19 protein-coding genes are annotated in these 17761 nt (G+C 67.3%); 13 read left to right on the forward strand and 6 right to left on the reverse strand.

The window, feature by feature from the left end; translation table 11 throughout:
• Nucleotides 1–74 precede the first annotated feature (74 nt).
• The 5 genes from folD (at nt 75) to ACW178_RS10305 (ending at nt 4061) form a co-directional block, all read left to right on the forward strand.
• On the forward strand, nt 75–998 hold the full coding sequence (gene folD, locus ACW178_RS10285) for a bifunctional methylenetetrahydrofolate dehydrogenase/methenyltetrahydrofolate cyclohydrolase FolD (protein WP_287106521.1): 924 nt from the start codon (nt 75–77) through the stop codon (nt 996–998).
• A gap of 62 nt (nt 999–1060) precedes the next feature.
• On the forward strand, nt 1061–1735 hold the full coding sequence (locus ACW178_RS10290) for a LemA family protein (RefSeq protein ID WP_492024529.1): 675 nt from the start codon (nt 1061–1063) through the stop codon (nt 1733–1735).
• Between the two features lie 7 nt (nt 1736–1742).
• The gene (locus tag ACW178_RS10295; RefSeq protein ID WP_492024530.1) at nt 1743–2567 is read left to right on the forward strand and encodes a TPM domain-containing protein; all 825 of its coding nucleotides are present in this window, start codon (nt 1743–1745) and stop codon (nt 2565–2567) included.
• Entirely contained in the window at nt 2567–3253 is a 687-nt protein-coding gene (locus ACW178_RS10300) for a TPM domain-containing protein (protein WP_492024531.1), read from the forward strand. The genes ACW178_RS10295 and ACW178_RS10300 overlap by 1 nt, the downstream gene beginning before the upstream one ends.
• 73 nt (nt 3254–3326) lie before the next feature.
• Nucleotides 3327–4061, forward strand: coding sequence for an endonuclease/exonuclease/phosphatase family protein (locus tag ACW178_RS10305; protein ID WP_287105716.1), 735 nt, complete (start codon nt 3327–3329; stop codon nt 4059–4061).
• Nucleotides 4062–4117: 56 nt separating this feature from the next.
• Here the strand turns inward: ACW178_RS10305 and ACW178_RS10310 are convergent, their stop codons facing one another.
• Entirely contained in the window at nt 4118–5596 is a 1479-nt protein-coding gene (locus tag ACW178_RS10310; RefSeq protein WP_492024532.1) for a phospholipase D-like domain-containing protein, read from the reverse strand.
• Between the two features lie 155 nt (nt 5597–5751).
• Between ACW178_RS10310 and ACW178_RS10315 the strand changes: the two genes are divergently transcribed.
• The 5 genes from ACW178_RS10315 (at nt 5752) to pip (ending at nt 10908) form a co-directional block, all read left to right on the forward strand.
• Entirely contained in the window at nt 5752–5931 is a 180-nt protein-coding gene (locus tag ACW178_RS10315) for a hypothetical protein (protein WP_054765804.1), read from the forward strand.
• 114 nt (nt 5932–6045) lie between these two features.
• A complete protein-coding gene (locus ACW178_RS10320; RefSeq protein ID WP_492024533.1) occupies nt 6046–8763 on the forward strand; it encodes a coiled-coil domain-containing protein in 2718 nt (905 codons plus the stop codon).
• 52 nt (nt 8764–8815) lie between these two features.
• Nucleotides 8816–9436, forward strand: a complete 621-nt coding sequence (locus tag ACW178_RS10325; protein WP_224762049.1) for a C15 family peptidase — start codon at nt 8816–8818, stop codon at nt 9434–9436.
• Between the two features lie 96 nt (nt 9437–9532).
• The gene (locus tag ACW178_RS10330) at nt 9533–9889 is read left to right on the forward strand and encodes a DUF423 domain-containing protein (RefSeq protein WP_007445956.1); all 357 of its coding nucleotides are present in this window, start codon (nt 9533–9535) and stop codon (nt 9887–9889) included.
• A 44-nt stretch (nt 9890–9933) separates the two neighbouring features.
• Nucleotides 9934–10908, forward strand: coding sequence for a prolyl aminopeptidase (gene pip, locus ACW178_RS10335; protein ID WP_191557838.1), 975 nt, complete (start codon nt 9934–9936; stop codon nt 10906–10908).
• A gap of 44 nt (nt 10909–10952) precedes the next feature.
• On the opposite strand, the gene ACW178_RS10340 is transcribed toward pip, so the two are convergent.
• Nucleotides 10953–11666 carry a pirin family protein gene (locus ACW178_RS10340; RefSeq protein WP_054765807.1) on the reverse strand — a complete coding sequence of 238 codons (714 nt, stop codon included), beginning with the start codon at nt 11664–11666 and terminating at the stop codon, nt 10953–10955.
• 117 nt (nt 11667–11783) lie between these two features.
• Between ACW178_RS10340 and ACW178_RS10345 the strand changes: the two genes are divergently transcribed.
• Nucleotides 11784–12710: a LysR family transcriptional regulator gene (locus ACW178_RS10345; RefSeq protein WP_492024534.1), complete on the forward strand. Its 927-nt coding sequence runs from the start codon at nt 11784–11786 to the stop codon at nt 12708–12710.
• Nucleotides 12711–12713: 3 nt separating this feature from the next.
• Here ACW178_RS10345 and ACW178_RS10350 read toward each other — a convergent pair whose 3' ends face one another.
• The 4 genes from ACW178_RS10350 to ACW178_RS10365 all read right to left on the reverse strand — a co-directional run bounded on the left by ACW178_RS10350 (nt 12714) and on the right by ACW178_RS10365 (nt 15312).
• Entirely contained in the window at nt 12714–13019 is a 306-nt protein-coding gene (locus tag ACW178_RS10350) for a hemolysin (RefSeq protein ID WP_287104963.1), read from the reverse strand.
• Between the two features lie 24 nt (nt 13020–13043).
• The gene (locus tag ACW178_RS10355; protein ID WP_054766951.1) at nt 13044–13256 is read right to left on the reverse strand and encodes a hypothetical protein; all 213 of its coding nucleotides are present in this window, start codon (nt 13254–13256) and stop codon (nt 13044–13046) included.
• A 101-nt stretch (nt 13257–13357) separates the two neighbouring features.
• Nucleotides 13358–13816 carry a DNA polymerase III subunit chi gene (locus tag ACW178_RS10360; protein WP_191557841.1) on the reverse strand — a complete coding sequence of 153 codons (459 nt, stop codon included), beginning with the start codon at nt 13814–13816 and terminating at the stop codon, nt 13358–13360.
• Between the two features lie 20 nt (nt 13817–13836).
• Nucleotides 13837–15312 carry a leucyl aminopeptidase gene (locus ACW178_RS10365; protein WP_182714740.1) on the reverse strand — a complete coding sequence of 492 codons (1476 nt, stop codon included), beginning with the start codon at nt 15310–15312 and terminating at the stop codon, nt 13837–13839.
• A gap of 144 nt (nt 15313–15456) precedes the next feature.
• Between ACW178_RS10365 and ACW178_RS10370 the strand changes: the two genes are divergently transcribed.
• Together ACW178_RS10370 and lptG are read left to right on the forward strand one after the other, a co-directional pair.
• Nucleotides 15457–16605, forward strand: a complete 1149-nt coding sequence (locus tag ACW178_RS10370; RefSeq protein ID WP_152950287.1) for an LptF/LptG family permease — start codon at nt 15457–15459, stop codon at nt 16603–16605.
• Between the two features lie 2 nt (nt 16606–16607).
• Nucleotides 16608–17750, forward strand: a complete 1143-nt coding sequence (gene lptG, locus ACW178_RS10375; RefSeq protein ID WP_152950288.1) for an LPS export ABC transporter permease LptG — start codon at nt 16608–16610, stop codon at nt 17748–17750.
• The last annotated feature ends 11 nt before the right edge of the window (nt 17751–17761 follow it).

Genomic DNA, 17761 nt, shown 5'->3' on the forward strand with positions numbered 1-17761 from the left:
GATCATAGACGCAGAACGGGGACGGCTGTAAATCGCGCCATCCCCTTTCCGTCCCTTCTCGCCCAGGAGCTCTCATGTCGGCCGAGCCCGCGCACGCCATACTGATCGACGGCAAGGCCTATGCGGCCGCCCTCGTGGACCGGGTCGCCGCCGCCGCCGCCCGCCTGGAGGCCAATGAGGGGGTGAAGCCTGGCCTGGCCGTCGTGATCGTCGGCGAAGATCCGGCCAGCCAGATCTACGTCCGCAACAAGGGCGAGACCACGCTGCGCGCCGGCATGCGGTCCGACACCCACCGCCTGCCCGACACGATCAGCCAGGAAGATCTGCTCGCCCTCATCGCGACCTTGAACGCCGATGCCGGCATCCACGGCATTCTGGTGCAGTTGCCGCTGCCGAAACACATCGACTCCTCGGTCGTGCTGGACGCCATTGATCCCGACAAGGATGTCGACGGCTTTCATGTGGTCAATGCGGGACGGCTGGCGGTCGGACTGCCCGGCATGGTCCCCTGCACCCCCCTGGGCAGTCTGATGCTGTTGAAGGATCAGCTGGGCGACCTGACGGGTCTGAACGCCGTCATCGTGGGCCGGTCGAACATCGTGGGCAAGCCGATGGCGCAGCTGCTGCTGGCCGAAAACTGCACCGTCACCGTGGCCCATTCCAAGACCCGCGACCTGGCCGCCCTTTGCCGCACGGCCGACATACTGGTGGCCGCCGTCGGCCGGCCCGAGATGATCAAGGGCGACTGGGTCAAGCCGGGCGCGACCGTGATCGACGTCGGCATCAATCGCGTGCCGTCCGCCGATCCGGTCAAGGCGGCCGAGGGCAGGACCCGCGTGGTCGGCGATGTCGCCTTCAAGGAAGTGCTGGAGATCGCGGGTCGCATCACCCCGGTTCCCGGCGGCGTCGGCCCCATGACCATCGCCTGTCTGCTGGCCAACACCTATTCGGCCGCCTGTCGCTCCATCGGCGTCGAACCGGAGCCATTGGACGCTTGAAGCGTTGCAGCCGTGGCGCGATAGTCGCCGCGACGGCGCTGATCGCCGAGAGGGGAGAAACCATGGCTCGTTCCAATGCTCGCGCTCTGGCCTTGGCCGCAACGCTCGTCGCCGTTCCGGCGGTGTCCGCCTGCGGCTACAATACGATCCCGACCAAGCAGGAACGGGCTGAAGCCGCCTGGGCCGACGTCCAGGCCCAGTATCAGCGCCGGGCGGATCTGGTGCCCAATCTGGTCGCCACCGTTCAGGGCGCGGCGATCCAGGAACGCACCACCCTGACGGAGGTGATCAACGCCCGCGCCCGCGCGACTTCGGTCAATGTCTCGGCCGCCGACCTCAGCAATCCCCAGGCCTTCCAGCAGTACCAGCAGGCCCAGGGACAGCTTTCCGGCGCTCTGTCGCGCCTTCTGGTCTCTGTCGAAGCCTATCCCCAGCTCCAGGCCAATCAGAACTTCCTGACCCTGCAGTCTCAGCTGGAGGGGACGGAAAACCGGATCACCATCGCCCGCCGCGACTACAATGAGGCCGTGCGGGACTACAACACCACCCTGCGGACCTTCCCCAATGTGATCTGGGCCAAGACGGTCCATTCCGGCTCGCAGCCGATGCAGCTGTTCACCGCGACGGCCGAAGCCCAGTCGGCGCCCAAGGTGGAGTTCAACCTCGGAGCGCCGGCCGCTGCCCCGGGCGGCGGAGCGGCGCCGGTGACGCCGGGATCCACCCCGCCCGCGCAGTGACGTCCTCGTGAGCGGTTTTCTCGCCCTGGTGAAACATCGCACGGTCGCGGCCGGTCTGGCGGGCCTTCTCACGACCTTGATCATCGCCCTGGCGGTCGCGCCGGCGGCCTTGGCGGAGCCGACTTTTCCGCCCCTTTCCGGCCGGGTGGTCGATCAGGCGGATCTTCTGGACGCGGCGACGGAGCAGGCCCTTACGGAAAAGCTGGCGGCGCTGGAGGCTCAGTCCAGCGATCAGTTGGTCGTGGTTACTGTTTCGAGTCTGGATGGGCTGGAGATCGAGGACTACGGCTATCGTTTGGGGCGCGCCTGGGGGATCGGGCAAAAGGATCAGGACAACGGCGCCCTGCTGATCGTGGCTCCAACGGAACGCAAGGTTCGGATCGAGGTCGGCTATGGGTTGGAGCCGATCTTGACCGACGCCTTCTCGTCCCAGCTCATTCGCAACCGAATCCTGCCGGCGTTCCGCGAGGGCGACTATTCCGGCGGGATCGTCGACGGCGTGGATGGGCTGATCGAACAGCTTCGGCTTGATCCGGCCGAGGCGGAGGCCCGGGCGGCGGCGGCCCAGACGGAAGAGGCCGAGGCTGGACCCGCCGTGCCCTTGATTGTCATCGCCCTGATCGGTTTCGGCCTCTTCATCGTCGGCGTCAGCCTGGCGAACGGCGGTCGTCGCCATCGACGCGACGGCGTGTCGCCCATTCTGATCTGGGCCGCGTCCGAGGCCTTGAAGAACGCCGGACGCGGCGGCGGGGGTTTTGGTGGAGGGGGCTTCGGCGGATTCAAGGGCGGCGGCGGCGGGTTCGGCGGCGGCGGCGCCTCGGGAGGGTGGTGATGCGACTGACCGAAGACGATCGGAACCGTATCGCCGATGCGGTGGCCAAGGCCGAACAAACCACCTCAGGCGAGATCTTCTGCGTCCTGGCGGGGCGCGTTTCGTCCTATGTCGATGTCAGCCTGGTCTGGGCTGCATTGGCGGCTCTGGCGGTCCCGGCCCTGCTCATTCCCTTCGGCGTCGGTCTGAGTTGGCCCGAAGGTTGGCCGGAGAGCAGCTGGCAGGCTGCGCATGCATCGACATCAGAGGTCGCGGGCCAGACCTTGGCCGTCTACGCCCTGATCCAGGCCCTCCTCTTCGCCCTCGTCTTCGTGCTGACGCGCATTCCGCCGGTGCTGCGTTGGGTCACGCCGCGCTCGATCCGGCGTGCGCGGGTTCGGGCCGCCGCCTTGCAGCAGTTCCTCGCCCACGGCGTCCATGTCACGCGCGAGCGGACCGGCGTTCTGATCTTCGCCGCCCTGGCCGAACATCAGGTCGAGCTGATCACGGACGAGTTGATCCTTCAGAAGGTCGATGCGGGCGTCTGGGCCGACGTCGTGGCCGCCTTGGTGCGGGGGCTGAAAACCGGGTCGCCTGCGGCCGGTTTCGAGGCCGCAGTTCGACAGTGCGGCGATGTGCTGGCTGCGCATTTTCCACCCCGCCCTGACAATCCCAATGAGCTTTCGGACCGGCTGATCGTCCTTTGATCGTCGCACCGCCGTCGTAATCCGCGCCCAAAAGGTCTAGCCCTGCGTCCCTGCCCCCGCCTACCGGGAAATCATGCCTCGCCTCTTGACCTATAATGTTCACCGCTGCGTCGGCACGGACAAGCGCCTAGACGTCGGTCGGATCGTCGCCGTCATCGGCGAGCATGAGCCGGACATCGTCTGCCTCCAGGAGCTGGATGTCGGTCGGCGGCGCACGGGCAGAGTCGATCAGGCCGAGGCCATAGCTCAGGGCCTGGCCATGACCTCGCGCTTTCACCCCGCCATGCGGGTGGAGGCCGAGCTTTACGGCGACGCCATCCTGACCCCCCACCCCGAGCGGTTGATCCGAGCCGACGCCCTGCCTACCGTCCGCGGCATTCCGGGATTGGAGCCGCGCGGCGCCCTCTGGTCCGAGATCATGATCGACGGCGCGGCCGTCAATGTTCTGAACACCCATCTGGGCCTTGTGCCTCGAGAGCAAAGACTGCAGGCCGCTGCCCTGGTCGGGTCAGGCTGGCTGGGCGGATGTCAGGGTCCGGCCCTGTTGGCCGGGGACTTCAACGCCACATCGATCACCCGCCCCTATCAGACCTTGGCGCGGCGTCTCGACGACTGTCAGCGTCGCCTCGATCTGAAGCCTTCGGTGAAAACCTTCCCGTCCAGCTTTCCGGCCATCCGAATCGACCATTGCTTCGTCAGCCCCGAGATCCGCGTCACGGGCGTAAGATCCGACTTTTCTCCCTTGGCGAGGGTGGCGTCGGATCACCTGCCTCTGATCATCGACTTCGACATCGTTCCGGACGCCTGAACTCGCTCATCCGGCTTAGAGCCGGGGCCTTCCGGACGGAACCGCTGCGCGGAGCCTCAGCCCGGCGCCAGGCCGCCCTCGGAGGCGGGCCGCGTTCGATGGGATCGATTCAACCGTTTCCACGGCCGCCAAGCGTCGCTCGTGGAGGTGGGGTCGCCCAACTGCCATTCGGCGATAAGGCGCTCGATAGCCGTCGGGGGTTCGGCGCCCAGCGGTCGCAGCCGCTCGCTTTCGAAGCTGCAGATGGCCGCCCCGGTGGACCCCATCACTCCCTCCACGGCGGCGAACTCTTCGGCGGCGACGCCGATCCAGTGCGCGATGGTGCGATGGCGGTGGGCGCGAATAACTGCGCGCCCGGCGTCGTCACGGGGTTCGGCGGCGACGTCGCATTCCGTGTCCAGCCCCATCGACCGATTGTTCAGATTGGTAGAGCCGATCCGCAGCAGCTGATCGTCAATGATGGACACCTTGGCGTGGACGATGATCCGGTCGCCCCTTCTGGTCAGGGGGGAAAAGGCGAAGAAGCGGTTGTAACGGTCCGCCTGCTCCAGCCGGTACAGGACCTCGGCGCGGGCGGTGTCCATGGTGATGCTGTCGAACCAGCTGGGGCTCTTGCCGGTGGACACCACCACCACTTCCGGCCCGTCCACCTCAGCCAGCCGTTCGGCCAGGGCGGCGGCGATCACGGGCGAGGTGAAATATTGGTTCTCCAAATAGATCAGCCGTTTGGCGCGTCGGATCGACTCCAGATGCAGGGTCTCGTTTTCCCGCACCTCGTGACGGCCTGACCATTTCGGCTCGGTCCGGGCGATGCCGATCGGGACATTGGTCATCTGAACCGGCACGCCGTCCGGCCAGGGGTCGTTTTCCACCTCGTCCGGCGCGGTCTTTTCCCAGGTCGCACGGAACCAGCGCTCGCGCGCCAGGTCGCCTAGGGCGCGCGCCGCTTCGCCGTCCATGACGCACATCACCTCGTGACGCGCCTTGCAGATGAGCCCGCTGGGCAGGGCTCGCCGCGGATCCCCGTCCAGATGCTCGTCTGAGTCCCAGCGGTCGGTCGAGATGTCGCCCCCGCCGCAGAAGGCGACCCGGTCATCGATCACGATCACCTTCTGATGATGGCAGGCGCCGATCGGGCCCGGCGCGTCCATGCGGAACTCGACCATACGTTTGCGGAACCAGCGCTGGGCCCGGTGCGGATAAAAGCCTTGGGATGCCGCGATCAGCAGCGGTGATTTCCAGATCAGAAGCCGAACGTCGAGTTCGGGCTTGCGCTTCACCAGCATCCGCAGCTGATGGCCGATCTCATGCTGTTTCTCACCGGGCCGGGTTTCGGGGTCCAGGTGGGTGCGGGGGTCGAACTGCCAACCCAGGATGACGATCGACCGCTCCGCCTTTTGCAGTGCGGACGAGAGGGCGTCGAAATAGGCCTCATTCTCCATCAGAATCGAGAAGCGGCCGGCGGGCGCGCTCCGCCACACCCCGGCGCCGGGGCCCAACAGACTTCCTTCATAGCCGTCAGCGACTTGGGTCATTCCGCCTGCCTGCCCGATTCGCGTGACACCGCGATGGGACCCTTGCCGTCTCCGTTCCATGGAGCCTCGGCGCGGTCAATCTTTGGCGGCAGGATTGTGACGTTCGCCAAAAAGGCGCATAAGTGCGCAGCCGAGCGGGCGGGGAGGAGTTTTCAATGCAGGTGCTGGTCGAACTGATCGCCGGCCTTGTCGCCCTGCTGGCCGCCCTCGTCCTCTCGCAATTCGGGGTGGACATCCACGCCCCGGCGACCGGCAAGCGCGAAGTTCACCGCGTCCAGGACTGCCGCACGGACGACGCCGGCGCGCTCAAGACAGACGCTCGGCCGGACTGCTGATTTCGAACCGTCCACTCCTGTTGAACCGGTTCGACTTGGACCTTGGGTTTCAACTCGCTAGGGTCGAATCGGCGCGTGCTCGCGCGCCTGCGCATGAATCGAGCTCGACGCCTGATGAAATCCCGTAACCGGCCGCCGCTGACCCTGACGAACGAAGACGCCGTCCTGCCTGAGGAGACGCCGGACGTCGCCCTGCCCGCTGACGGGGAACCCGGCCCTATCGCGGACGAATCCGGCGGCGAAGGTCCGCCACAGGCCGAGCTGGCGCCTCTTCCGCCGCCGCCGCCGCCGGAACGTCCGATCTCTGAGCGTCGTCGTCGTCGGCTGGCGGAAGAGGCGCGGCGCGCCCAAGAAGAGGCGGAGCGTCTGAACGCCGAAGCCCAGATTGCGGATCACGCGCCTGCCGGGTTTGAGCCGGAGCCCGCCTCCCAGCGTCGTCCCCCCTCCCGTTTCCGGATCAGAACGCCGGATCAAGACCAGCCGGTTTCACAACAGGCGTCTGAGGCCGCGTCGGCTCCCATCGCAGAACCGACGATCGCCGACGCTGCGGCGGCTCCGCTGGAAATGGCGATCGCCCAGGGCCAGCCGCCGGCGCCCTTCGAACGCTCCCCGCCCGTCCCGGCCTCGCCCGGGAGCTCGACGCCGGCCCCAAGCGGCCGCAACGCCTATCTGTTCGCCGGCCTGGCCTCGGCCGTGTGGATCGGAGGGGTCGCCTCATGGGCGGCCTATGAGGTCGGCGCAGGCGGGACGGACCTGGATCCGCTCAGGATCGCCGTCTACGCCCTGCTCGCCCTGGCGCCCGCCAGCCTGACGCTGGTCCTGGCCAACGCCATTCTCCAGGGCGCCGGCCTGGCGGCCGAGACGCGGCGCGCGCGCAGAATGGCTGAATCGCTGGTGGCTCCCACGGCTTTCGCCGCAGATCAGGCGGGGCAGGTCCTGACCTCGCTTCGGACCGACATCGACCACGCCGCCCTTGCGGCCGAGCGCGCCCGCAGCGACATGGCCCTGCTTCGGCAGGCCCTGGCCGAGGAGACCGAGCGTCTGAACGAGGCGGCGGAAGCCGCCGGCCGCACGGCCCGACGCCTGGTCGAGAACCTCGGGCGGGAGCGGGATCAGATGCAGGCCCTGGGCCTTCATCTGGACAGCCAGGCCGCAGGGGTCCTCGACGCGGTCGAGCGCCAGTCGCGCATGGTCGCCGACGCCTCCGACCTGGCTCAAGCCCAGCTTCGCGAGGCGGAAGCCGCCTTGGCCGCCCGAGCCGCCGACATGGCGGCGGCTGCGGGAGAGGCTCAGGACGCCGCTCGCGTCGCCGCCGATGATTTGGCGCGCCAGACGATCCGCCTGGAGAATGCGGGCTCGGGGGTCGCCGAACAGATTCAGTCGGTCGAGGAAGGGCTCAGCCAGCAGCGCGCAGCCCTGGTTACCGCCGCCTACGCCCTGCGCACCGATCAGGAGGACTTCTCCGCCCAGGTCGAGAGCCAACGGGCCCAGTTCGTCGAACATCTGTCGGCGACACGCGCCGCCCATAACGAAATGGGACAAACCTCCCAGGCCTCGATCCAGGCCTTGCGGGAAATTCTGGAAGCCGCCGGCGATCAGTTCCGCGCCCTCATCGACATGTCTCAGCGCGAGGCGGACGGCTTCGACGCCGCCACAAAGGTCTCGCTCGATCGGTTCGAAGCCTTGGCCGCCGATGCGCGCGACACCCTGATGGAGGAAACACGCCGCGCCCTGGAGCAGATGCGCGCTACGGCCGAGGATTCCCGCGCCGCCGCCGCCGACGCCTCCGAACAGGCCCGGCTGCGCGCCGACCGCCTTGGCGAAGCCCTGTTCGAGGCCGCTCAGAAGGCCGACCAAGCCGCTGATGCCCGGATCGAAGACGCCCGACGCATCGTCGGTGAAACCTCCGGCCTGCTGGAACAGGCCGGCGAACGGATGGTCCAGCGGCTGGAAAGCCTGATCGATCGCCTCAACGCCGCCCTCTCCGAGATCGACACGGCCGTAGCGGATGTCGATGAAAGGGCCGCCCGCCTGCCCGAACAGGCGCGCGCGCGCGTCGACGCCGTTCGCGCCAGTGTGGAAGAAGGGCTGAACGCCCTGGCCGCCGCCTCGCGCAAGGCGGCCGAGGACACCGAGGCGCTGGATGTCGGCTTCCAGGAAAGGGTTCGCCGAAACTACGACATGTTGACCGAGGCTGTGCGCCTGATGGGCGTTGTCTCCGGGGACGCCCCGACCGGCCGTCGCCGAGACCCTGATTTTGGGCCGGAGCCCCGGCCTTCGCCCCGCCTGCCCGCCTCGCCGCCAGAGCGCGAAGAGGACAAGAGCTTCGGCCTGCGGGGTCGGCTGCGTCTGGCGCCGACTGAGCCGGAAAAGGCCAAGTCGCCCGGCGCCGGCCTGGGCTGGGCCGAACTGGTCGCGGGCGGCCCGGAAGCGCCGCCGCTGGACCTGGACACCCCGACGGCCGCCGCGCCGGACACGGCGGCCCTGTCGGACCGCGTCTCGGCCGCCATCCGCCGCATGGGTGTCGATCCCAACGCCCTGTTGCCGCGCTCGCGCGTGGAAGAGGCGGCGCGCCTGCTGGGCGAAGGCGACCCTGACGGCGCCCGTCACATCGTCCGGCGCGTCGCCCCGGCCGCCGTTCGCAGCGTGTCTCGGCGCGTGCTGAGCGACCCCGAACTCCGCGCAGACGCGGAACGCTATGTCCGGGTCTTCGCCCAGGAATTGGCGAGCGCGGCGCGCATGCGGGATCTTCAGGCCATCCAGACCCGCCTGGCGTCCGACGGCGGCCGCGCCTTTATGTTGTTGGACGCAGCGGTCGGCGATCTGGGATGAGGCTTGACGTCGGCCCCCTGTTTCCTTCACCTGTCTTCGTCACGGAAACTTCATGGAATTCGTGGGGATCGGGGCCGGCATGATCATTGAGACCGAAACGCCGGGGCCATCCGACCGTCGACCCGGCATCGCCATATGCGCCTATGAGGCGGACGCGCCCGGCTGGGATCTGGTCGAGGATCTTTCGGGCGAGGTCTGGAGCCCTGCCGGCGCCCGCACCCTGCGCATTCCGGCCGAGGACCCGGATCATCTGGCTCGGATGATCGGGGGCGTCCTGGACAGCGGCGACTGCCGCGCCGTTCTTCTTGTCGGACGTAATCCAAAGGGGAGCGGCTTCCGCATGCAGATGCGCGCCGAAAACCGCGCGCTGGATCGCAAATCCCGCCTCTCCGACACCGGCCCCGCCGTCGCCCGGACGACGGCTCCTGTGGCGGATATCGTCCGCGCCTTGAACGAAATCGGTTTGGCGGCCGATGCTTCATCGGACTCTGTCGATGATGTGGGCTCCTATCTCCTTTATCGGGTTTTGGCCGATCTGCCCGACGAAGCGCATACCCCGGCCGTGGGCCTGCTGCGCGCGCCGCCGGGCGCCGACGAGGCGGCGGTGAAGAAGGCGGTGAAGACCGCCGCCTCTGTAATGGCGGGGCAGATGGCGCTTCTGCCGCGCTTCTGACGTTTGCCCTCGGCGGATCAACCGGTAGAGCCGGATCGGCTCAAGAGGAGAAACTCCCCGGTTCCGCCCCAAACGATCATGCCCTAGGGTCGATCCATGATGGTGAACCGCAATCTGATCGTCTTCGCCGCGTTCAACGGCGCCATGGCCGTGGCGCTCGGCGCCTTCGCCGCTCATGGTGCGGCGCCGCAGGTCCGGACGCTGCTGTCGACCGGCGCGGCCTATCAACTCACCCATGCCGTCTTCGCCCTGGCCTGCGCCGTCTGGACCGGAGGTGGACGGCTGGCGCGGCTCGCCGGATGGCTGGGGGCGGCGGGCGGCCTGGTGTTCGGGCTCGCCCTGGCCCTTCTTGGCGTGCTCAGCCTATCGACCATGGGAATGGTCGCTCCAATCGGCGGTCTGCTGATGATCTCGGCTTGGTTTTGCCTCGCTGTTGCGGCATTGCGACCCTAGTTTCCAGTACGGCCGCGCTTGCAGCCTCTCAGAAAGACCTCCCCATGGCCTTCCCCGCGCCTTCTGAGCCGCGTCGAGACCTTTATCCCGAGATCGAGCCCTTCGCTTCCGGTTGGATGCAGACCGACGGGGTCCATGAGATCTATTATGAGGAATGCGGCAATCCCCAGGGCCGGCCGGTCCTGGTCCTGCACGGCGGCCCCGGCGGGGCGGTCAATCCGGGCATGCGGCGCTATTTCGACCCGGCGCGGTACCGGATCATCCTGTTCGATCAAAGGGGGTGCGGCCAGTCCCGACCCCATGCGTCCCTGGAAAACAACACGACCTGGACCTTGATCGAGGACATCGAACGGCTGCGCGAGCGCTGCGGCGTCGACAAGTGGGTAGTGTTCGGGGGATCGTGGGGCTCGACCCTGTCGATGGCCTACGCCATCACCCATCCTGAACGGGTCATGGCCCTGGTGCTGCGCGGCATCTTCCTTCTGACCAAGAAGGAGTTGCACTGGTTCTATCAGGACGGCGCCTCGATGATCTTCCCCGACGCCTGGGAACGCTTTGTCGAGCCGATTCCAGTCGCTGAGCGCGACGATCTGATGGGAGCCTATCACAAGCGACTGATCGGCGAGGATCAGGTCGAGCGGGCGCGCTGCGCCGTCGCCTGGTCCTGCTGGGAAGGCGAGACCGTCAGCGTGGAAGGGCCCAGCGCCAAGCCGGACAAGTTCGCCGACCCGACCTTCGCGGTCGCCTTCGCGCGGATTGAAAACTGGTTCTTCACCAACGCCGGCTTCTTTCCTGAAGACGGGTGGATTCTGAAGAATGTGGACCGGATGCGCCACATTCCCTGCTGGATCGCCCAAGGCCGGTTCGACGTCGTGACGCCGATCGCGGGCGCCTGGGCCCTGCACCGCGCCTGGCCTGAGGCGAAGCTGGACATCGTCGGCGACGCCGGCCACGCCTCGTCCGAACCTGGCGTCATCGACAGCCTCATTCGCGCAACGGACTGGGCGGCGAATCTCTGAAGCGGCGCCGGGCGGGATCGACCCCGCCCGGCGCCCTTCAACCGTCAGGCCGCGTCCACCAGGACCACTTCGGCGTCCGACAGGGCCTTGACCGTCACCAGCTCCTCTTGGGCTATGGCCGCGCCGTCTCTAGCGTTCAGCCGAACCCCATTGACCTCGATCTCGCCCTTGGCCGGAACCAGATAGCCGCGACGGTCGGCGCCCAGCGGATAGTCGGCGCTGTCGCCGGCGTTCAGGGTCGCCGCCACGATCCGCGCATCGGTGCGAATGGGCAGGGCGCCCCCGCCGCTCTCGGACGTGTCGCCTTCAAAGCCCGAGGCCAGGACCACAAACTGGCCCGCCCTTTCGCCCTTGGGAAAGGGCTTAGAGCCCCAGCTGGGGGCCTCGCCGCGCCTGGTCGGCTCGATCCAGATCTGGAAGATTCGGGTCAGTTCCGGCTCGGCGTTGTATTCGGCGTGACGAATGCCTGTGCCGGCGCTCATGACCTGAACATCGCCGGCGACGGTGCGGCCCTTGTTGCCCAGGCTGTCCTCATGGGTGATGGCCCCGTCGCGGACATAGGTGATGATCTCCATGTCGGCGTGCGGGTGAGGCGGGAAGCCGGTCCCGGCGGCGATCTCATCGTCATTCCAAACCCGCAGATTGCCCCAGCTCATCCGCTTGGGATCATAGTAGTTGGCGAAGGAGAAGTGATGTTTGGCGTTCAGCCAGCCATGGTTGGCGCCGCCGAGAGATTCAAAGGGTCTGCGTTCGATCATCGGTCTGTCCTCAGGCCGGGCCGTCCCGGCGTCATTGACTTGACGCCAAGATAGAGATCGACGACCGAACAGAAATAGAAACCCCTGAAACTCATCGTTTCCGACTTGGAGGTCGCCATGTCCCGCCTGCCTGACCTCGAGGCCCTCGCCATGTTCGCCAAGGTGGCGGAGGCCCAGTCTTTCTCCGGCGCGGCTGACGCCCTGGGCCTGTCCAAGGCGACGGTGTCCAAGGCGGTGACGCGGCTGGAACAACAACTGAAGACCACCCTGCTCCATCGGACCTCGCGCCGTTTCGCCCTGACCGACGCGGGGCGCAATCTGGCGGCGCGCGCGGGCCAGATGTTGGCTGAGGCGGAAGGGGCGGTGTCCGAGGCCCTGGACATGTCCGTGACGCCGCGCGGCCTCGTGCGGCTGGCCGCGCCCATGTCGTTCGGCATGGCCTATGTCGCCCCGGCCCTGCCGCAGTTCCTGGCGACCCATCCGGATGTCTCCGTCGATCTGCATCTGGCGGACGAGGTGGTCGATCTGGTGGGCGGCGGCTTCGACTGCGCCCTGCGCATCGCCGCCCTGCCCGACTCATCGCTCACGGCGCGTCGTCTGCGGCCGGTCGAGCGGTTCCTCGTGGCCTCGCCTGACTATCTGGCCCAGCGCGGGCGGCCGATCCATCCGAACGATCTGGAGCGGCATTCCTGCCTCGGCTACGCCTATATGCCGACCCCGGACGCCTGGCGCTTCATCAATGACGCCGGCGAAGAGGTCGTGGTGCGGCCGCGCGGGCCGTTGCGAGCCAATAATTCCGACGCCCTGACCGCTTCCCTCTGCGCGGGGCTGGGCCTCTTCCCCCAGCCCGACTTCATCTATTGGAAGGACGTCGCCGAAGGCCGGCTGGAAACGGTCATGACCGACTGGCGCCTGCCCCCCATCGCCCTGCATCTGGTCGCGCCCAGCGGCGGGCCGCGCCCGGCGCGCGTGTCGGCTCTGATGGATTATCTGGCGAAGACCTTCAGCGCCCCGCTCTGGCCCGGCGACACGGTCGGTCGCTGAGCCTCAGCCGCACTTGACCTGCTGGATCACGCCGGTCGCCTCGTCATAGACGAAGTTCACCCGGTTCTCGCGATAGTCCATGGTCGCCGCGCAGGTCGTGCACAGGACGCGGAAGGTCTGACCTTCCGGCGCGCTGGGCACCGTCGAACGGTTCCGGCCAACATAGGCCTGATAGTCCTCGACCTTGCAGGCTTTGAACGCAGTGTCGCCCCCCGGCGCGGCGCCGGCGGCGGGCGTGTCGGTCGGGGCGCAGGCCGACAGGGCCAGGCCCGTCGACATCAGGGTCGTCAGGATGAAGGCGGTCTTCATGGTCGTCTCTCCTAAAAGCCAGCGTCAGCCGCAGCGGACCTGTTCGATGATCCCTGTCTGGGCGTCGTAGAAGATGTTCAGCCGATAGGCCGAGAAATCATGGGTGACCGGGCAGGTGGTGCAGGTCACGCGCCGGTTGACGACATCCACAGGCACCGGGATTTCGGTCTTGGGCCGCCCCACCAGATACTGAAGTTCCCCTGCCTTGCAAACATCGGTCGTCTGGGCGGTCGGCATGCGACTGCCCACGGGCGGCGTGACTTGCGCCTGTTCCACGGTTCGCGGGGCCGGCTTTTCTGCGACGGGCGTGGAACAGCCGGCCAAGGCCGCCAAGGCGATCAGGCCGCCTTTTCCCAGCGCCCTTCGTCCGTCTGGCGCCAATAGGCCAGATTGGCGCCGTCCGTCTTCAGCGTCTTCCAGCGGGCGCGCGCCTGCTGAAGCGCCGTTTCGTCCCGACCGTCGAAAATGATGAAGCATCGTTCGATCCCTTCCGTGGCGCCCAGTTCTGCGTCATCGACGATGAACAGCGCCTGAGCGCCGTTCAGGTTCTCGCCCGATTCGCTCAGAAGCACCGGCTGGCGATCCGCATGGGGCTGGTCCGCCCGGCCGTGCGGCAGAAAACTCTCCTCATCGAAGGTCCACAGCCGTTCGTCCAGCTCATCCAGCCGATGGGCGTGGGAGGACTTGATCAGGGCGCGCCAGCCCCGCTCGAGCGTCTTCTCGAGCAGGGTCGGCAGCACCTGGTACAGGCTGGACCGTTCCAGGTGGTAGAACCAGATTTCGGGCTTGCCGCTCATCCGGCTCTACCGTCCAGGGCTCAGGCTTCGTAGGTGTCGGCCACCATCCGGTCCAGGGTGCGAACGGCGAAGCCGACGCCGCCTTCCGGCACGGTGGGGCTGGGGCTCTTATTGGCCCAGGCGGTCGGGGCGATGTCCAGGTGCGCCCACGGCACGCCGTTGGTGAAGCGCTGCAGGAACAGGGCCGCGGTGATCGAGCCGCCGGCGCGGCCGTTGCCGGTGTTCTTCACATCGGCGATCTTCGAATCAATGTGCTGTTCGTAGATGGCCGGGATCGGCATGCGCCAGAAGTTCTCGCCCACCTTCTTAGAGGCGGCCAGGATCGGCTCGGCGACCTCGTCCGAGTTCGAGAAGACGCCGGCGTAGTCCAGGCCCAGGGCCACGATCATGGCGCCGGTCAGGGTGGCCAGGTCGATCATGAACTTCGGCTTGAACCGCTCCTGCGTGTACCAAAGGGCGTCAGCCAGGACGAGCCGGCCCTCGGCGTCGGTGTTGATCACCTCGACCGTCTGGCCCGACATGGACACGACCACGTCGCCCGGACGCTGGGCGTTGCCGTCCGGCATGTTCTCGACCAGGCCCAGCACGCCCACGGCGTTGACCTTGGCCTTGCGGCCGGCCAGGGCGATCATGGTTCCGGTCACGGCGGCGGCGCCGCCCATGTCCCACTTCATGTCCTCCATGCCTTCGGCCGGCTTGATCGAGATGCCGCCGGTGTCGAAGCAGACGCCCTTGCCGACGAAGGCCAGGGGTTGGGCGCCCGCCTCGCCGCCGTTCCACTTCATGATCGCCAGCTGGCTTTCGCGACGGCTGCCCTGGCCGACGCCCAGCAGGGTGCGCATGCCCAGCTTCTCCATCTCGGCCTCGCCGAGGATTTCGACCTCCAGGCCCAGGCTCTCGAGCGCCTTGACGCGGCGCGCGAACTCGGCGGGATAGAGGACGTTGGCGGGCTCGGACACCAGATCGCGGGCGAAGATCACGCCGTCAGCCACAGCGGTCAGCGGCTCCAGGGCGGCCTCGGCGGCGCGCAGGTCGGACGTCACGACGCGCACCGTGTTGATCGACGGAATCTTGTCCGGCTTCTGGGTCGTCCGGTATTTGTCGAACCGGTAGGCGGCCAGTCGCACCGCGAAGCCGACGCGCGCGGCCTGTTCGGGGCTCAGGTTGGAGGCGTCGATGGTCAGAACCTCGGCGCCCGACAGTTTCACCGCCGCATAGGCGTTGCCGCCGAACGCCTCGACCGCCAGGTCGTCGATTTTGTCCGCCGACCCAGCGCCGACCAGCAGGATGGACTCCGCCTTTGCGCCCGAGACGGCCGCAACCATCAGGGTCTGGCCAGCCTTGCCGACGAACCGCCCCTTGCTCATCGCGCGGGTCAGGGCGCCGCCGGACTGTTCGTCCAGCTCCGACCCGGAGCCGGCGAGGACGCGATCTTCATGAACAGGCACGGCCAGGATTTCAGCGGCGTCAACGGCAGCGACGAACTCGATCTTCATTCAACGACTCCAGCCGGGCCCCACCCGGCGCTCACAACAGAAGAAAAAGACAAACGGCGCGTCTGCATGTCGCGGACGCGCCCTCCTGTGCTACTAGATGCGCCTCATCGCCGCCGCCTGCAACCGGGCGAAGTCCATCCGCCCATGACCCTGATCCAAAGATACCTTTTTCGCCAGCTCTCCCTACCCGTGGTCGCAGCGTGCGCGTCCTTGGCTGGAATCGGAATTTTGAGTCAGAGCCTCGACCAGCTCGAGGTGATCGTGGAACGGGGTCAGAGCGTCTGGGTGATGGTCAAGCTGACGCTTTTGGCCCTGCCTCAGTTGCTGGCCGTCATCCTGCCCATAGGCCTGTTCGTCGGCGCCCTGATCGCCCTGACCCGGCTGCAGCGCGAGCAGGAACTGACCGCCGCCTTCGCCGGGGGCATGACCCGCTGGCAGGTCATATCGCCGGCGGCCCGGCTCGCCGTCCTCGTCCTGATCCTGAACCTGATCATGACCCTGTTCGCCCAGCCCTGGGCCCAGCGGGAGGCGCGCAACCAGGCCTTCGCCATCCGCACCGACCTGGCGGCCCTGCTCGTCGAGGAAGGCCAGTTCGTCCAGGGGCCGGACGGGCTGACCGTCTATGTCCAGCAGATCGAGCAGAACGGCCTTCTGAAGAACCTTTTCGTCTATCTGGACGACGGCAAGTCCAGCCAGAACTGGAGCGCGGCCGAGGCCCGCTTCGGGCGTGACGCCGCCAATGAGCCGGTCCTGACCATGATCGACGGCTCCTGGCAGAAATATTCCTCGCGCGGCGTACTCGAAACCCTGTCTTTCGACCGCTACGACTTTCCGCTGGGACAGTTCTCGGCCGTGACCGAGCAGATTCGCTACAAGCCGGCCGACCTCTATCTGCGTCAACTGCTCAACCCGACCCCGCGCGTGCTCGAAACGGCGGGCTCGCGGGGAGAACTTCTGGCGGAGGCCCATGCGCGGATATCAGCGCCGCTTTACGCCTTGACCGCCATGGCCATGGCCCTGGCGGCGATCCTGGGCGGCGCCTTCAGCCGCACCGGCTATTCGCTTCGCATCGCTAAGGCGGCCGGTCTGTTTCTGCTCGTGCGGGTGATCGGCTATGGCCTGGTCGCGGCCAGCGCCTGGAACCCCTGGATGAACCTGCTCCAATATATCGCGCCCCTCGCCGCGACCGCCTTGGCGCTCCGGCTTCTGTTTCGCGCACTTAAGCCGCGAAAGCGCCGGTCCTGGGCGATCGTTGAGCGGCTGCGGCCCCTGTCTCCGGCTAGGACGGGGTGACCATGAGGTCTCTGTCCCTTCCCGCCCGGTCCTTGCGTTCGCGCCTTCCCCGTCTGGGCCGCATCGAAATCTATGTACTGATTCAACAGTTGCGCGCCTTGGGCGTGGCCCTGGCGGTGATCTCCGCCCTGGTCATGCTGATCGACTTCGTCGAGGTGTCGCGCGGCGTAGGATCGGATCAGGATCTCTCGGCCCTGCGCATCCTGGGTCTGGTGGCGCTGAAGTCGCCGGCGGTGATCGTCCAGCTGCTGCCCTTCGTCTTCCTGTTCGGCACCTTGGGCGCCTATATCGGCCTGAACCGACGCAGCGAACTGGTCGCCATGCGGGCGGCGGGGGTGTCGGCCTGGCGTTTCGTCCTTCCGGCGGCCGGGATGGCCTTCGCCCTGGGCGTTCTTACCGTGACCGTTCTGGGGCCCTTGGCCTCAGCCGGCGACGGTCTGTGGCAGCGCGAACGCGCCCGCATTTCCGGCGCCGCCAACGATGACCGGACGGACGCCCCCATTTGGCTGCGCGAAGGCGACGATCAGCGTCAGATGATCATCCGAGCGGGACGTCAGGACCGCGCCAACGCCCGGCTTCTGGACGTCACCTTCTTCATCTACGTCACGGATGCGGAAGGAAATCGCGACTTTTCCGAACGGATCGACGCCCAGTCGGCCGCGCTCAGCGCCGGCCGCTGGCGTCTGACCAACGCCGTCGGCGCCAGCATCGGCCAGAGGGCCGTCGCCTATTCAAGCCTCGATCTGCTCTCCAGCCTGGCGGACGAAGAGGCGTTCGAGCGATTCGCCCGTCCCCAATCGACGCCCTTCTGGTCCCTGCCGAATCAGATCCAGCGGATCGAGGACGCCGGCTTCGCCTCAACCGCCTATCGCCTTCGGCTTCAGCAGCTGCTGGCGACGCCCCTGGTCTTTGCGGCCATGTCCATACTGGCGGCGGCTTTCTCTCTACGTCTGATGCGTCTTGGGGACCTGGCGAGGATGAGCGTGGCCGCCGTCGTCCTGGGCTTCGCCTTCTTCTTCCTGAACCAATTCAGCTCGGCCATGGGTTCGGCCGAGGTGGTGCCGCCCCTGGTGGCGGCATGGCTGCCGCCCTTGTTGACGGCCCTCGCCGCCTTCACCTTGCTGTTCTATACCGAAGACGGCTAAGCGAGCGCCTC

Source organism: Brevundimonas sp. AVps4 (genome assembly GCF_058681525.1).

Bases quoted from the DNA above. Each gene is read 5' to 3' on its own strand.
- ACW178_RS10325 (WP_224762049.1), top strand. From the start codon at position 8,816: ATGGAATTCGTGGGGATCGGGGCCGGCATGATCATTGAGACCGAAACG.
- folD (WP_287106521.1), top strand. From the start codon at position 75: ATGTCGGCCGAGCCCGCGCACGCCATACTGATCGACGGCAAGGCCTAT.
- ACW178_RS10330 (WP_007445956.1), top strand. From the start codon at position 9,533: ATGATGGTGAACCGCAATCTGATCGTCTTCGCCGCGTTCAACGGCGCC.
- ACW178_RS10345 (WP_492024534.1), top strand. From the start codon at position 11,784: ATGTCCCGCCTGCCTGACCTCGAGGCCCTCGCCATGTTCGCCAAGGTG.
- ACW178_RS10290 (WP_492024529.1), top strand. From the start codon at position 1,061: ATGGCTCGTTCCAATGCTCGCGCTCTGGCCTTGGCCGCAACGCTCGTC.
- ACW178_RS10300 (WP_492024531.1), top strand. From the start codon at position 2,567: ATGCGACTGACCGAAGACGATCGGAACCGTATCGCCGATGCGGTGGCC.
- lptG (WP_152950288.1), top strand. From the start codon at position 16,608: ATGAGGTCTCTGTCCCTTCCCGCCCGGTCCTTGCGTTCGCGCCTTCCC.
- ACW178_RS10340 (WP_054765807.1), bottom strand. From the start codon at position 11,666: ATGATCGAACGCAGACCCTTTGAATCTCTCGGCGGCGCCAACCATGGC.
- ACW178_RS10370 (WP_152950287.1), top strand. From the start codon at position 15,457: ATGACCCTGATCCAAAGATACCTTTTTCGCCAGCTCTCCCTACCCGTG.
- ACW178_RS10310 (WP_492024532.1), bottom strand. From the start codon at position 5,596: ATGACCCAAGTCGCTGACGGCTATGAAGGAAGTCTGTTGGGCCCCGGC.
- ACW178_RS10320 (WP_492024533.1), top strand. From the start codon at position 6,046: ATGAAATCCCGTAACCGGCCGCCGCTGACCCTGACGAACGAAGACGCC.
- ACW178_RS10350 (WP_287104963.1), bottom strand. From the start codon at position 13,019: ATGAAGACCGCCTTCATCCTGACGACCCTGATGTCGACGGGCCTGGCC.
- ACW178_RS10360 (WP_191557841.1), bottom strand. From the start codon at position 13,816: ATGAGCGGCAAGCCCGAAATCTGGTTCTACCACCTGGAACGGTCCAGC.
- ACW178_RS10355 (WP_054766951.1), bottom strand. From the start codon at position 13,256: ATGCCGACCGCCCAGACGACCGATGTTTGCAAGGCAGGGGAACTTCAG.
- ACW178_RS10365 (WP_182714740.1), bottom strand. From the start codon at position 15,312: ATGAAGATCGAGTTCGTCGCTGCCGTTGACGCCGCTGAAATCCTGGCC.
- pip (WP_191557838.1), top strand. From the start codon at position 9,934: ATGGCCTTCCCCGCGCCTTCTGAGCCGCGTCGAGACCTTTATCCCGAG.
- ACW178_RS10305 (WP_287105716.1), top strand. From the start codon at position 3,327: ATGCCTCGCCTCTTGACCTATAATGTTCACCGCTGCGTCGGCACGGAC.
- ACW178_RS10315 (WP_054765804.1), top strand. From the start codon at position 5,752: ATGCAGGTGCTGGTCGAACTGATCGCCGGCCTTGTCGCCCTGCTGGCC.